This is a genomic window from Enterobacter sp. 186315 (assembly GCF_053290175.1).
On sequence record NZ_JBPTTK010000001.1, the window covers coordinates 58875 to 72662 of the forward strand.

General features: G+C 57.3%; 14 protein-coding genes. 12 read left to right on the forward strand and 2 right to left on the reverse strand.

The genetic code is table 11. From position 1 onward, the window contains the following. The first annotated feature begins 390 nt into the window (after positions 1–390). The 7 genes from astC (at position 391) to ves (ending at position 8002) form a co-directional block, all read left to right on the forward strand. Positions 391–1611: a succinylornithine/acetylornithine transaminase gene (gene astC, locus ACSVHP_RS00305; protein WP_447550596.1), complete on the forward strand. Its 1221-nt coding sequence runs from the start codon at positions 391–393 to the stop codon at positions 1609–1611. Continuing rightward, complete coding sequence (gene astA, locus ACSVHP_RS00310; RefSeq protein WP_234676579.1) at positions 1608–2642, forward strand: arginine N-succinyltransferase; 1035 nt, start codon at positions 1608–1610, stop codon at positions 2640–2642. The genes astC and astA overlap by 4 nt, the downstream gene beginning before the upstream one ends. Beyond that, entirely contained in the window at positions 2639–4126 is a 1488-nt protein-coding gene (gene astD / locus ACSVHP_RS00315) for a succinylglutamate-semialdehyde dehydrogenase (RefSeq protein ID WP_447550597.1), read from the forward strand. The genes astA and astD overlap by 4 nt, the downstream gene beginning before the upstream one ends. Beyond that, complete coding sequence (gene astB, locus ACSVHP_RS00320) at positions 4113–5438, forward strand: N-succinylarginine dihydrolase (protein WP_447550598.1); 1326 nt, start codon at positions 4113–4115, stop codon at positions 5436–5438. Before astD ends, astB begins: the two co-directional genes overlap by 14 nt. A gap of 9 nt (positions 5439–5447) precedes the next feature. Beyond that, positions 5448–6413: a succinylglutamate desuccinylase gene (astE, locus tag ACSVHP_RS00325; RefSeq protein ID WP_447550599.1), complete on the forward strand. Its 966-nt coding sequence runs from the start codon at positions 5448–5450 to the stop codon at positions 6411–6413. Positions 6414–6740: 327 nt separating this feature from the next. Next, positions 6741–7238, forward strand: a complete 498-nt coding sequence (gene spy / locus ACSVHP_RS00330; protein ID WP_447550600.1) for an ATP-independent periplasmic protein-refolding chaperone Spy — start codon at positions 6741–6743, stop codon at positions 7236–7238. 206 nt (positions 7239–7444) lie between these two features. Further along, a complete protein-coding gene (ves, locus tag ACSVHP_RS00335) occupies positions 7445–8002 on the forward strand; it encodes an environmental stress-induced protein Ves (protein ID WP_447550602.1) in 558 nt (185 codons plus the stop codon). Here the strand turns inward: ves and cho are convergent. Beyond that, positions 7971–8858: an excinuclease Cho gene (gene cho / locus ACSVHP_RS00340; RefSeq protein ID WP_447550603.1), complete on the reverse strand. Its 888-nt coding sequence runs from the start codon at positions 8856–8858 to the stop codon at positions 7971–7973. The two genes, ves and cho, sit on opposite strands and share 32 nt — an antisense overlap. Before the next feature lie 154 nt (positions 8859–9012). Continuing rightward, complete coding sequence (gene nadE / locus ACSVHP_RS00345) at positions 9013–9840, reverse strand: ammonia-dependent NAD(+) synthetase (RefSeq protein ID WP_447550604.1); 828 nt, start codon at positions 9838–9840, stop codon at positions 9013–9015. Between the two features lie 229 nt (positions 9841–10069). Here nadE and osmE point away from each other — a divergent pair, with 229 nt between their 5' ends. The 5 genes from osmE to chbR all read left to right on the forward strand — a co-directional run bounded on the left by osmE (position 10070) and on the right by chbR (position 13696). After that, positions 10070–10414 (forward strand): osmotically-inducible lipoprotein OsmE, encoded by a 345-nt coding sequence (gene osmE / locus ACSVHP_RS00350; protein WP_003857836.1) that lies wholly within the window; start codon positions 10070–10072, stop codon positions 10412–10414. Positions 10415–10694: 280 nt separating this feature from the next. After that, positions 10695–11012: a PTS N,N'-diacetylchitobiose transporter subunit IIB gene (gene chbB, locus ACSVHP_RS00355; RefSeq protein WP_234673693.1), complete on the forward strand. Its 318-nt coding sequence runs from the start codon at positions 10695–10697 to the stop codon at positions 11010–11012. 81 nt (positions 11013–11093) lie between these two features. After that, complete coding sequence (gene chbC / locus ACSVHP_RS00360; protein ID WP_234673692.1) at positions 11094–12452, forward strand: PTS N,N'-diacetylchitobiose transporter subunit IIC; 1359 nt, start codon at positions 11094–11096, stop codon at positions 12450–12452. Positions 12453–12499: 47 nt separating this feature from the next. Then, positions 12500–12847, forward strand: a complete 348-nt coding sequence (gene chbA, locus ACSVHP_RS00365) for a PTS N,N'-diacetylchitobiose transporter subunit IIA (protein WP_234673691.1) — start codon at positions 12500–12502, stop codon at positions 12845–12847. A gap of 9 nt (positions 12848–12856) precedes the next feature. Then, the gene (gene chbR / locus ACSVHP_RS00370; RefSeq protein WP_234673690.1) at positions 12857–13696 is read left to right on the forward strand and encodes a transcriptional regulator ChbR; all 840 of its coding nucleotides are present in this window, start codon (positions 12857–12859) and stop codon (positions 13694–13696) included. The last annotated feature ends 92 nt before the right edge of the window (positions 13697–13788 follow it).

A 13788-nucleotide genomic window follows, 5' to 3' on the forward strand; every position in this document is an offset into this window, starting at 1 on the left:
AATTTGCCGCGTCTGTTACTGGGTATAACCAATAACTGCGACAGATCGTGCCGACGGTGCAAAATTTGCACCATTCCATTGCGCCTCGCCCTAAAAGGGTGCGTAAACGACCAATAAATTTCGCTGGCGATCACAATTCCAGAATTATATTTGGCCTGTGCATACTCTTTCATGTTTTCGTTCGGCAAACCGCCGCTTGTCATAAAAATATTCACTTTTTATGCACTAACAGTGAATAACTCCATATCGTAACCTGTTGATATTCTGTTGCCTCACCCCGTTTATGCATTTTTATCGCTGGCTGGCACGAAGTGTGCAATCTACATTCACAGTGCAAACACTCAATTATTTAACATCTAAATAACTTTTTATTTACCGGATGAGGTCGCTATGTCTCTGTCAATTACGCGTGAAAATTTCGATGAATGGATGATGCCGGTTTACGCTCCGGCGGCTTTTATTCCGGTTCGTGGGGAAGGCTCGCGCCTGTGGGATCAGCAGGGTAAAGAGTACATCGACTTTGCCGGGGGCATTGCGGTAAACGCGCTGGGCCACGCGCACCCGGCGCTGCGTCAGGCGCTGAACGACCAGGCGGCGAAGTTCTGGCATACCGGGAACGGCTACACCAACGAGCCCGCGCTGCGCCTGGCGAAAAAACTGATCGACGCCACCTTTGCCGAAAAGGTTTTCTTCTGTAATTCGGGGGCGGAAGCCAACGAAGCGGCGCTGAAGCTGGCGCGTAAGTTTGCCCACGATAAATTTGGTGCGCACAAAAGCGGCATCGTCGCCTTCAAGAACGCCTTCCACGGCCGCACGCTGTTTACCGTCAGCGCGGGCGGACAGCCTTCCTACTCGCAGGACTTCGCGCCGCTGCCGCCGAACATTCGCCACGGCCTGTATAACGATCTGGCCTCCGCCCGCGAGCTGATTAACGACAATACCTGCGCGGTGATCGTCGAGCCGATGCAGGGCGAGGGCGGCGTGCTGCCCGCGCAGAAAGATTTCCTCCAGGGCCTGCGCGAGCTGTGCGATCGTCACAACGCGGTGCTGATTTTTGATGAAGTTCAGACCGGGGTCGGGCGCACCGGCGAGCTGTACGCCTACATGCACTACGGCGTCACGCCAGACGTGCTCTCTACTGCCAAAGCGCTGGGGGGCGGCTTCCCGATTGGCGCGATGCTCACCACCGATAAATTTGCCAGCGTAATGACGGTCGGCACCCACGGCACCACCTACGGCGGAAACCCGCTGGCCTCTGCGGTTGCCGGGCAGGTGCTGGATATTATCAATACGCCAGAAGTGCTGAACGGCGTGAAGCAGCGCCACGACTGGTTTGTCGAGCGGCTGAACGCTATTAACGGCAAAACCGGCCTGTTCAAAGAAATCCGCGGTCTGGGGCTGCTGATTGGCTGCGAGCTCACCCCGGAATTTGCCGGAAAAGCGAAGCTTATCTCCCAGGAAGCGGCAAAGCTGGGCGTGATGGTGCTGATTGCCGGCGCCAACGTGGTGCGCTTTGCCCCTGCGCTGGTGGTTAGCGAAGAAGAGATTACCACCGGGCTTGACCGCTTTGCGCTGGCCTGTGAAAAGGTGAAGTCTGAGGTGTCATCATGATGGTCATCCGTCCCGTTGAGCGCGGCGATCTCGCCGGGCTCATGCAGCTTGCCGGTAAGACGGGAGGCGGGCTGACCTCGCTTCCTGCCGATGAAAAAACGCTGTCGGCGCGCATCGAGCGCGCCCTGCAAACCTGGCAGGGGACGTTGCCAAAAAGCGAACAGGGCTTTGTGTTCGTGCTGGAAGATACCGACACGGGCTCCGTGGCGGGGATTTGCGCCATCGAGGTGGCGGTCGGGCTTAACGACCCGTGGTACAACTACCGCGTCGGCACCATGGTTCACGCCTCGAAAGAGCTGAACGTTTACAACGCGCTGCCGACGCTGTTTCTCTGTAATGACCACACCGGGGCCAGCGAGTTGTGTACGCTGTTTCTCGACCCCGCGTGGCGCAAAGAGGGCAACGGCTATCTGCTCTCGAAATCGCGCTTTATGTTTATGGCCGCCTTTCGCGATCGCTTTAACGAAAAGGTGGTGGCCGAGATGCGCGGCGTGATCGACGACACCGGCTACTCGCCGTTCTGGGAAAGCCTGGGCGAGCGCTTCTTCTCGATGGAGTTCAGCCGCGCGGACTATCTGTGCGGCACCGGGCAGAAAGCCTTTATCGCCGAGCTGATGCCTAAACATCCTATCTATACCCATTTCTTAAGCCCGGAAGCGCAGGCGGTCATCGGCGAAGTCCATCCGCAAACCGCGCCGGCCCGCGCGGTGCTGGAGAAAGAGGGCTTCCGCTACCGCAACTACGTGGACATCTTTGACGGCGGGCCGACGCTGGAGTGCGATATCGACCGCGTGCGCGCCATCCGTAAAAGCCGTCTGGTTGAGGTAGCGGAAGGCCAGCCCGCGCCGGGCGAATGGCCTGCGTGCCTGGTGGCGAACGAACAGTATGAAAATTTCCGCGCCATGCTGGTGCGAACCAACCCGAAATGTGAACGTCTGGTGCTGACGCCCGCGCAGCTGGATGCCCTGAAATGTAACGCCGGGGACAGGGTGCGCCTGGTGCGACTCTGCCCTGAGGAGAAAACAGCATGAGCTTATGGATCAACGGTGACTGGATAACGGGCGAAGGTGACGCGCGCGTCAAAACCAACCCGGTGGGAAAAGAGGCGCTCTGGCAGGGGAATGACGCCAGCGCCGCCCAGGTGGAGCAGGCCTGTCAGGCCGCGCGCCGCGCGTTTCCGGCGTGGGCGAAGCAGCCTTTCTCCGCGCGCCAGGCGGTGGTCGAGAAATTTGCCGCGCTGCTGGAGGCGAACAAAGCCGGGCTGACGCGCATTATCGCGTCGGAAACCAGCAAGCCGCGCTGGGAGGCCGCCACGGAAGTCACGGCGATGATCAACAAAATCGCCATTTCGGTGAAGGCCTACCACGCCCGCACCGGCGAACAGCAAACCGACATGCCCGACGGCGCGGCGACGCTGCGCCACCGTCCGCACGGCGTGCTGGCGGTGTTTGGCCCGTACAACTTCCCCGGCCATCTGCCGAACGGCCATATCGTCCCTGCGCTGCTGGCGGGCAATACCGTTATCTTCAAGCCGAGCGAGCTGACGCCGCTCACGGGCGAAGCGGTGGTGAAACTCTGGGAGCAGGCCGGATTACCGCCGGGCGTGCTGAACCTGGTGCAGGGCGGACGCGAAACCGGGCAGGCGCTGAGCGCGCTCGGGGATATCGACGGCCTGCTGTTTACCGGCAGCGCAGGAACGGGCTATCAGCTGCATCGCCAGCTGGCGGGCCAGCCGGAAAAAATTCTGGCGCTCGAAATGGGCGGCAACAATCCGCTGATTGTGGAAGATCCTGACGACATCGACGCCGCCGTGCACCTGACAATCCAGTCTGCCTTTATTACCGCCGGGCAGCGCTGCACCTGCGCGCGCCGTCTGCTGGTCAAGCGGGGCGAGCAGGGGGATGCGTTCCTGACGCGGCTGGTGGAGGTGAGCGCCCGTCTGGTACCCGGGAAATGGGACGCCGAGCCGCAGCCGTTTATCGGCGGGCTGATTTCAGAGCAGGCGGCAGAAAATGTGCTGAATGCCTGGCAAGCGCACGTCGCACGGGGCGCGAAGACCTTACTCGAGCCGAAGCAGGTTCAGCCGGGAACCTCGCTGCTGACGCCGGGGATCCTCGACATGAGCGGCACGACGAACGTGCCGGACGAAGAGGTGTTCGGCCCGCTGCTGTGCGTCTGGCGCTATGACGATTTTGACGGCGCGATTGCGATGGCGAACAACACCCGCTACGGCCTGTCGAGCGGGTTGATTTCCCCGCAGCGTGAAAAATTCGACCAGCTGCTGCTGGAGGCGCGCGCCGGGATCGTCAACTGGAACAAGCCGCTGACCGGAGCGGCGAGTACCGCACCTTTTGGCGGGGTCGGTGCCTCCGGCAACCATCGCGCCAGCGCGTGGTACGCCGCCGATTATTGCGCATGGCCGATGGCGAGCCTTGAAACCGCCGCCCTGACGCTGCCGGACACGCTCAGCCCGGGGCTGGATTTTTCGCAGGGGAACGATCATGAAAGCGCGTGAAGTGAACTTTGACGGCCTGGTGGGGCTGACGCACCACTACGCCGGGCTGTCGTTTGGCAATGAGGCCTCGACGAAGCACCGTTTTCAGGTGTCGAACCCGAAGCTTGCGGCAAAGCAGGGGCTGCTGAAAATGAAAGCGCTGGCCGATGCCGGGTTCCCGCAGGCGGTGATCCCGCCCCAGGAGCGCCCGAACGTGCCGGTTTTGCGCCAGCTTGGGTTTAGCGGCACCGACGAGCAGGTGGTCGAAAAAGCGGGCACGCAGGCGCCGCAGCTGCTCTCCGCCGCCAGCTCGGCCTCGTCGATGTGGGTGGCGAACGCGGCAACCGTCGCGCCCTCTGCCGATACGCTCGACGGTAAGGTGCATCTGACCGTCGCTAACCTGAACAATAAATTCCACCGCGCAACGGAGGCCGAGACCACCGAGCGCGTGCTGAGCGCCATCTTCCGTAACGGGGAGCATTTCAGCGTCCATCAGGCGCTGCCGCAGGTGGCGATGTTTGGTGACGAGGGGGCGGCTAACCATAACCGTCTGGGGGGCGATTACGGCGAGCCGGGACTCCAGCTCTTTATCTACGGGCGGGAAGAGGGCGGCCAGACGGCGCCGACGCGTTATCCTGCGCGTCAGACGCTGGCGGCAAGCCAGGCGGTGGCGCGGCTGAATCAGGTCAATCCGCAGCAGCTAATATTTGCCCAGCAAAACCCGCTGGTAATCGACCAGGGGGTGTTTCACAACGACGTGATTGCCGTGTCGAACCGTCAGGTGCTGTTCTGCCACCAGCAGGCGTTCGCCCATCAGGAAAAACTGCTGGCGACGCTGCACGAGCGCGTGCCGGGCTTTACTCCGATTCAGGTGCCGACCGACGCCGTGAGCGTGCAGGATGCGGTGGAAACCTACCTCTTCAACAGCCAGCTTCTGAGCCGCGACGACGGCAGCATGATGCTGGTGCTGCCGCAGGAGTCGCGCAACCACGCCGGGGTGTGGCGTTATCTGAGCGAGCTGGTGCAGGGCGATAACCCGATTGATGAGCTGCGGGTGTTCGATCTGCGCGAAAGCATGGCTAACGGCGGCGGCCCGGCCTGCCTGCGCCTGCGCGTGGTGCTTACGCCGCGGGAGATGCAGGCGGTGAACCCGGCGGTAATGATGAACGACACGCTTTTCAACACGCTCAACAACTGGGTCGATCGCTACTATCGCGACCGATTAACCCAGGCCGACCTGGTCGACCCGCAGCTGCTGCGCGAAGGGCGCGAGGCGCTGGATGAACTCACCGCCATTCTGCAACTGGGGGCGGTTTACCCGTTCCAGCGCTAAGGAGCCGTTATGGAGAATTTACTGGCGCTGACGCTGGCGGATGAAACGCCGCAGCAGCAGGAGGGGGAAGGCCCGTCGTTTCACTGGCGCTGGCTCGGGCGAGGCGTGCTGGAACTGGCGCCTGCCGACGGCGCGCCGCTGTCGCTTCTGCTGTCAGCTGGCGTTCACGGCAATGAAACCGCTCCGGTGGAAATCGTCGATCTGCTGCTTCATGCCCTGTTTCGCGGGGAGATCGCCCTGAAATACCGCACGCTGGTGGTACTCGGCAACCCTCCGGCGCTGGCGCAGAACAGGCGCTATCTGGAAAGCGATATCAACCGCATGTTCGGTGGCCGCTGGACGCAGTTCCCGGATAGCGACGAAACCGACCGCGCCCGGTGGCTGGAAACGGTGGTGACGGATTTCTTTGCTTCGGCAGAGGGCGCGCGCTGGCATCTCGATCTGCATACGGCGATCCGCGCCTCGTACCACGTACGTTTTGGCGTATTGCCCCAGCGTAATCAGCCGTGGGATGACGATTTCCTCAGCTGGCTGGGGGATGCGGGGCTGGAGGCGCTGGTATTCCATCAGGCGCCTGGCGGCACCTTTACCCATTTCACCTGCGAGAAATTCGGGGCGTTAGCCTGCACGCTGGAGCTGGGCAAAGCGCTGCCGTTCGGGCACAACGATCTGACGCGATTTTCGCCAACGCACCACGCGCTTCGGGCGCTGCTGGGGGGCACCGCGCCAGAACACGCGCCGGATCCGGTGGTGCGCTATCGCGTCGTTCAGCAAATCACCCGGCGCAGCGAGGCGTTCCGGCTGCACATGGCGGCTCACACGTTGAACTTCACGCCGTTTCGTAAAGGGGTATTGCTCGCGGAAGATGGCGACGAGCGCTACGAGGTACACCACACCACCGAATATGTTTTATTCCCGAATCCCTCGGTGGCGTTTGGCCTGCGGGCCGGGCTGATGCTGGAAAAATTATCCTGAACCATTCCCCTCTTCATCATAGAGGGGAAATTATTTTCTTAGCGATAAACGCTTTCGCGTTATTTGCAGATTATTCCTGGATAACTGCTTTATTATTAAACATCACTTCGCTATACTCCTTCACAATCTCTTTAAAATCATCGCGTTGAATATTTTCGTTTCAACTCTCCACGCTTTTTCCTTAATTTCTCCATAATTGTCGATAATCTGTTTTTTACACTTTCATTGTTTTACCGTTGCTCTGACTAATTGACGTTAAACCCCGTAAAGTTAATCTCGTCAACACGGCATAGCGCCGAAGAATAACTGAAAGAAAGGAAATAAATTATGCGTAAATTAACTGCACTGTTTGTTGCTTCTACCCTGGCTCTGGGCGCTACCAGCATGGCGTTCGCCGCAGATACCGCGACCACGACTACCACGGCGGCACCGGCCGAAGGCAAAATGATGATGCATCATAAAGGCAAGCCGGGTATGCATCACGACATGATGTTTAAAGACCTGAACCTGACCGATGCGCAGAAACAGCAGGTGCGCGACATCATGAAAAGCCAGCGTGACCAGATGAAACGTCCTCCGCTGGAAGAGCGCCGCGCGATGCATGACATCATCGCCAGCGACAGCTTCGATAAAGCTAAAGCCGAAGCCCAGATCGACAAAATGGCCGAGCAGCACAAAGCCGGAATGCTGGCCCGCATGGAAACCCAGAACAAGATCTACAACATTCTGACCCCGGAACAGAAAAAGCAGTTTAATGCCAATTTTGAGAAGCGTCTGACAGAACGTCACGCGCCGGAAGGTAAAATGCCTGAATCAGCCGAATAATCGGTTACACCTCTTAAGACCGCCGGAGTCCTGTCCACAAAAGCGCAATCGCTGTGGGCAGGTCCGGCGGTTTTTTTCTTTCATCGCCCTCTAAGGCTTGCCCGCTCTCCTGCCGATAATACGTCTGTGATGACCCAACGATAACAATCAGGCGCGCACGATACCTGTGTCGATGCGCTGGCGCGCTGCGCCTTTCAGGAGTGGTGATGGAGTTCTTTGATATCCGTAAGATGCCGGTCAGTCTCTGGCGTAACGGCGCGGGCGAAACGCGTGAGATTTGCTGCTTTCCCCCCGCCACGCGCGACTTTTTCTGGCGCGCCAGTATTGCCTCTATTGCCAGCAACGGTGAATTTTCTCAGTTTCCCGGCGTCGATCGGGTGATCACCCTGCTCGAGGGCGGCGAAGTGACGCTGGACGCCGGCCACGCCTTTTGCCACACCCTTAAGCATCATCAGCCCTACAGCTTCGTTGGCGACCTGCCGGTTAAGGCGCAGCTGACCGACGGCAGGATGTCGATGGATTTCAACATCATGACCCGCCGCGACCGCTGTAAGGCCAAAGTGCGCGTGGCCGACCGCACCTTCACCACCTTTGCCTCTCGCGGCGGCGTGGTGTTTGTGCTGAGCGGGGCGTGGCAGCTAGGCGACAAACTGCTCACCGCCGATCAGGGCGCCAGCTGGGAAGAGGGGACGCACACGCTGCGCCTGCTCGAAGCCAAAGGCACCCTGCTGTTTAGCGAGATTGTCTGGCTGGCAGGTCACTGAGCGTAATGACCTCATAGCTGCCGGCGAGCAGCGGCTTACAGAGGATTTTGTAGCCGTCGTGATCGAACCCGGCGGGCGTGCGCAGCAGTTCGCTGGCCTCGCTCAGGCTATCTACCGCGCCCAGCCACAGCCAGTTGTGGATGATATGGTAATGCGTCATCCCTTCCCGGGTCTCTTTCAGCGCTACGGCACCGTCCCAGGGCCAGCAGTTGACGCTGATCGAGGTCAGTCCCGCCAGGAATCGCGCCTGATGATCCTCCACGCTTTCTTTGCCGCAGCAGGCTCCCGCGCAGCGTTTCAGGGCAAAGCGGAAACAGGCGCGCCCGCGCGAGGTGGCTTCAAGGCCGAGCAGGCCGTAGCAAAGCTGAAGCTCATCCGCCAGCGTCTGGAGCATTTGCAGCGCCGCGCGTTTGTTGGCAAACAGGCCGTACAGGTTAGGGGCGTGGGAAAAATCCACCTCGCGGGCGTAGACCACCTGCGGCTTGCCGTTGGTGATTTGCAGCGAGCAGAGCTGACGATTGCGTCGCAGGCGCTTGTTGAACAGCGGCTGCTGTTCCTTAATCAGCCGCGCTTCCAGCAGCAGCGCGCCCAGCTCGCCCGCCGTCGGAATAAAGGTGATCCGTCGGGACTGGCGAAGCATCGCGGCTTCGTCCGGGGTACGCAGATGCGACAGCACCCGGCTGCGAATATTGACGCTTTTGCCGATATAGAGCGGCATGGTGTCGCTCTCACCATGAAAGAAATAGACCCCAGGCAGCCTGGGCAGCGCCTCAAGCCACGGGCGAAGATGTTCGGGATATTCGTAGATAGCCGCCGCTTCAAAATCAAGACGCGGGGCGGATTGACGCCTGCTCACATAGGACTCCTGATACTGTTCAGGTATACAGTGTAGCAGGGGTTGAGTGGTTAAAAAAGAGGCGGGTGGTCTGATGCCCTTACCCTGGCGAGGACGTGCGGCCTGATCCCCTCACCCTAACCCTCTCCCACGGGAGAGGGAATGGTTTCGTGCCCTATTTCTTCCAGAAATCATCAAACACCGTAATCGGCGTACGACGCTTGTGCTCGGTTTTCAGATACCAGCCTTCGATAATCTTCGCCGTGCCTTCGTCCAGCGTTTTGCCTTCCAGATAATCGTCGATATTCTCATACGTTACGCCCAGCGCGGCTTCATCCGGCAGGGAAGGGCGATCGTCTTCGAGATCGGCGGTCGGCGCTTTCTTATATAAGTGCTCCGGGCAGCCCAGTTCGGCCAGCAGCTGTTTGCCCTGACGTTTGTTCAGGCGGAACAGCGGGTTGATGTCGGTGCCGCCGTCGCCGTATTTGGTGAAGAAGCCGGTGATGGCTTCCGCCGCATGGTCGGTTCCGACAACGACCCCTTTGGTCATCCCGGCGATGCTGTACTGCGCTTTCATGCGCTCGCGCGCCTTTTCGTTGCCGCGCACAAAATCGCTTAGCTCGATACCCGCTTCGCGCAGCGCCTGCTCGCTCGCCAGCACCGCGCCTTTGATGTTCACGGTAAGCACGCGGTCAGGCTGAATAAAGGCGATGGCGTCCTGACAATCCTGCTCGTCGGCCTGCACGCCGTAAGGCAGGCGCACGGCGATAAATTGCAGGTCAGCGTTGCCCGTTTCGTCACGCAGCTCGTTAATCGCCAGCTGGCAGAGTTTACCGGCAAGGGTGGAGTCCTGGCCGCCGCTGATGCCGAGCACCAGAGACTTCAGGAAAGGGTGCGCCTTTAAATAGGATTTTAGAAAATCGATACTGCGGCGGATCTCTTCGTGTGCATCGACCGCTGGCTTCGCGCCCAGCGCCTGAATAATCTCTTGTTGCAGAGCCATTACGCCCTCCCTCATGCAGACCTAAACAAAAAGTATCTGTTAAAACTAACCTCTCAGGCGGAAAACGACAAGGATCACAGTTTCGAGTGCGGTAATTTGCGACGTTTTAGCAGGTTAAGGTTGTTTTATTAGAATTGTCTGAAACTGATTCGGGCTGAATCTCAAAGTTGAACAATATGAATTTTTGTCCCATGCTTAGATAACACGCTGATAAACAAGAGGACGGAATATGAACAAGAATGTAGCAGGAATTTTAAGCGCAGCGGCGGTTCTGACTATGCTGGCAGGGTGTACGGCTTACGATCGTACCAAAGATCAGTTCACACAGCCTGTAGTAAAAGACGTTAAAAAAGGCATGACGCGCTCCCAGGTTGCGGCGATTGCCGGTAAACCTTCTTCTGAAGTGACCATGATCCACGCACGCGGTACCTGCCAGACCTATATCCTGGGTCAACGTGATGGTAAGGCAGAGACCTACTTCGTCGCGCTGGACGATACCGGGCACGTGATTAATTCCGGTTACCAGACCTGTGCCGAATACGACACCGATCCGCAGGCGCCTAAGGCCCAGTAACCCTGCTCTCCTGAGAATGTAAAAAAGCCGACCGTCAGGTCGGTTTTTTTATGTATTGGTAAATCTTATTTCTTTGCGCGAATTATTTGCCTGGAATGTGAAGACAGTCAACATACCAGGTCAATGAGAGACAATTTGTGTCTGTTCAGAATTATCCCCTCCTTGTACCATTGCGTATACTCACTTCAACGACAAACAACGGTAAGCCATCTACCTGTCAGCAGGAGAGCAAGTCGAGTGAGCACGCGGCGGCAGGTGGTTACAGAAGAGGGAAGTTACTATGGAAAAGAAACACATCTATCTGTTCTGCTCAGCGGGCATGTCAACGTCACTGTTGGTTTCCAAAATGCGCGCACAGGCCGAAAAATATGAAGTCCCTGTAGTTATCGAAGCATTTCCTGAAACGCTGGCTGGTGAAAAAGGTCAGGCAGCGGATGTGGTATTACTGGGGCCACAAATCGCCTATATGCTTCCTGAAATTCAGCGTTTGTTGCCAAATAAACCGGTAGAAGTGATCGACTCTGCGCTGTACGGCAAAATCGATGGTTTGGGTGTATTGAAAGCTGCTGTTGCGGCAATTAAAAAAGCTGCTAATTAATTTTTATATTTTTCCCGTCAAAGAGTAATTTCACACACATTACGCCGTAACCTTTGTTGCGGCTTTTAAGGGTATTTTCCTATGAGTAAAGTCATCGCTTCACTTGAAAAGGTACTCCTTCCTTTTGCTGTTAAAATAGGAAAGCAGCCTCACGTTAACGCCATTAAAAACGGTTTTATTAAATTAATGCCGTTGACGCTGGCCGGGGCAATGTTCGTTTTAATTAACAACGTTTTTCTCAGTTTTGGTGAAGGTTCCTTCTTTTATTCATTAGGAATTAGATTAGACGCATCAACCATTGAAACCCTTAACGGTTTAAAAGCCATTGGCGGCAATGTGTACAACGGTACGCTGGGTATTATGTCGCTAATGGCGCCTTTCTTTATCGGGATGGCGCTGGCGGAAGAGCGTAAGGTCGACCCGCTGGCCGCCGGTTTATTATCGGTTGCCGCCTTTATGACCGTCACCCCGTACAGCGTCGGTGAAGCCTATGCCGTAGGCGCGAACTGGCTGGGCGGGGCGAATATTATTTCCGGTATTGTGATCGGTCTGGTAGTGGCAGAAATGTTCACCTTCATTATTCGCCGCAACTGGGTTATCCGGCTGCCGGATAGCGTACCGGCCTCCGTATCGCGTTCATTTTCCGCGTTGATTCCGGGCTTCATCATTCTCTCCATCATGGGGACTATCGCCTGGGCGCTCTCTCACTGGGGCACAAACTTCCACCAGATCATCATGGACTCTATCTCTACGCCGCTGGCGTCGATGGGTGGCGTGGTCGGTTGGGCGTACGTGATCTTCACCTCTCTGCTGTGGTTCTTCGGCGTGCATGGTTCACTGGCACTGGCGGCGCTGGACAGCGGCATCATGACCCCGTGGGCACTGGAAAACGTGGCGCTTTATCAGCAGTACGGCTCCGTTGACGCGGCGCTGGCGGCTGGTAAAACCTTCCATGTGTGGGCGAAGCCGATGCTTGACTCCTATATCTTCCTGGGGGGTACCGGGGCGACGCTGGGTCTGATCATCGCGGTCTTTATTGTTTCTCGCCGCGCTGACCACCGTCAGGTTGCGAAGCTGGCGCTGCCGTCAGGCATCTTCCAGATTAACGAGCCGATTCTGTTTGGTCTGCCAATCATCATGAACCCGGTCATGTTCATTCCCTTCGTCCTGGTGCAGCCGCTGCTGGCAGCCATCACCCTGACGGCCTATTACCTGGGGATTATCCCGCCGGTGACGAACATTGCACCCTGGACGATGCCGGCCGGTCTGGGCGCGTTCTTCAACACCAACGGTAGCGTAGCCGCCTTCCTGCTGGCGATATTCAACCTCGGGATTGCCACGCTGCTCTACATGCCATTCGTGGCGATAGCGAACAAAGCGGCCACCGTCATTGACGAAGAAGAGAGCGAAGAGGATATCGCCCTCGCACTGAAATTCTAAGTTTGACCTGCGCGGGGCAGCCCGCGCCAGCGAAAAGGAGCACAGAAATGTTAGATTTGGACAGTATCGTTGCAGAAGAAGCGGAAGAGAATGACCTGGAAGAAGTGGTGATGGGTCTTATCATCAACTCCGGACAGGCGCGCAGCCTGGCGTATGCCGCACTCAAACAGGCGAAGCAGGGCGATTTTGCCGCCGCGAAAACCATGATGGACCAGTCCCGCCTCGCGCTCAATGAAGCTCACCTCGTACAGACTAAACTGATTGAAGGTGACCAGGGCGAAGGCAAAATGAAGGTCAGCCTGGTGCTGGTTCATGCCCAGGATCACCTGATGACCTCGATGCTGGCGCGCGAGCTGGTGGCCGAACTCATCGAGCTTCACGAGAAAATGCAGTAGGGCAGCGTTATGCAGCAGGAGGTCAGCACGATGGAAATTAAAACCGCACTTGAGCAGCAGCTGTTTAACGGCAAGAATTTTCACGTGGTTATCTACAACAAAACCGAGAGCGCGAGTGGCCTGCACCAGCACGACTACTACGAGTTCACGATTGTTCTGACCGGGCGTTACTACCAGGAGATCAACGGTAAACGCGTCCTGCTGGAGCGCGGCGATTTTGTCTTCCTGCCGATGGGCTCTTACCACCAGAGCTTTTATGAATTTGGCGCCACGCGCATTCTCAACGTTGGCGTCAGCAGACGCTTCTTTGAGAAACACTATCTGCCGCTGGTGCCGTTCTGCTTTGTGGCGTCGCAGGTCTATCGCGTCAAAAACGAGTTTATGACCTGGATCGAAACGGTGATCGCCTCGCTGAACTTCCGCGACAGTGAGTTCGACGAATTTATTGAAACGGTCACCTTCTACGTGATGAACCGCCTGCGCCACCACCGTGAAGAGCAGCAGGTGATTGACGACATTCCCCAGTGGCTGCGCGGCACCGTTGAGCTGATGCACGATAAGGCGCAGTTCAGCGACAATGCGCTGGAAAATATGGTGGCGCTGTCGGGAAAATCGCAGGAATATTTAACCCGCGCCACGCAGCGTTATTATCGCAAAACGCCGGTGCAGATTATTAATGAAATCCGCATTAACTTTGCAAAAAAACAGCTGGAAATAACCAACTACTCGGTCACCGATATTGCGTATGAATCGGGTTACAGTAGTCCAAGCCTGTTTATTAAAACCTTTAAAAAATTCACCTCATTCACACCGAACAGTTACCGGAAAAGCTTAACGGTAATAAATTAATTATCGGCGGAGTAGCCGCCAGGAATATTGACGTAATTGCTTGCCCAAAATAGCGGGACGAGAACGCTACACTTTGCAGGCGGTTAACCTGA

Coding starts and splice junctions, on each gene's coding strand:
- chbC (WP_234673692.1), top strand. CDS start 11,094: ATGAGTAAAGTCATCGCTTCACTTGAAAAGGTACTCCTTCCTTTTGCT.
- astE (WP_447550599.1), top strand. CDS start 5,448: ATGGAGAATTTACTGGCGCTGACGCTGGCGGATGAAACGCCGCAGCAG.
- spy (WP_447550600.1), top strand. CDS start 6,741: ATGCGTAAATTAACTGCACTGTTTGTTGCTTCTACCCTGGCTCTGGGC.
- chbR (WP_234673690.1), top strand. CDS start 12,857: ATGCAGCAGGAGGTCAGCACGATGGAAATTAAAACCGCACTTGAGCAG.
- nadE (WP_447550604.1), bottom strand. CDS start 9,840: ATGGCTCTGCAACAAGAGATTATTCAGGCGCTGGGCGCGAAGCCAGCG.
- osmE (WP_003857836.1), top strand. CDS start 10,070: ATGAACAAGAATGTAGCAGGAATTTTAAGCGCAGCGGCGGTTCTGACT.
- chbA (WP_234673691.1), top strand. CDS start 12,500: ATGTTAGATTTGGACAGTATCGTTGCAGAAGAAGCGGAAGAGAATGAC.
- chbB (WP_234673693.1), top strand. CDS start 10,695: ATGGAAAAGAAACACATCTATCTGTTCTGCTCAGCGGGCATGTCAACG.
- astB (WP_447550598.1), top strand. CDS start 4,113: ATGAAAGCGCGTGAAGTGAACTTTGACGGCCTGGTGGGGCTGACGCAC.
- astD (WP_447550597.1), top strand. CDS start 2,639: ATGAGCTTATGGATCAACGGTGACTGGATAACGGGCGAAGGTGACGCG.
- ves (WP_447550602.1), top strand. CDS start 7,445: ATGGAGTTCTTTGATATCCGTAAGATGCCGGTCAGTCTCTGGCGTAAC.
- astC (WP_447550596.1), top strand. CDS start 391: ATGTCTCTGTCAATTACGCGTGAAAATTTCGATGAATGGATGATGCCG.
- astA (WP_234676579.1), top strand. CDS start 1,608: ATGATGGTCATCCGTCCCGTTGAGCGCGGCGATCTCGCCGGGCTCATG.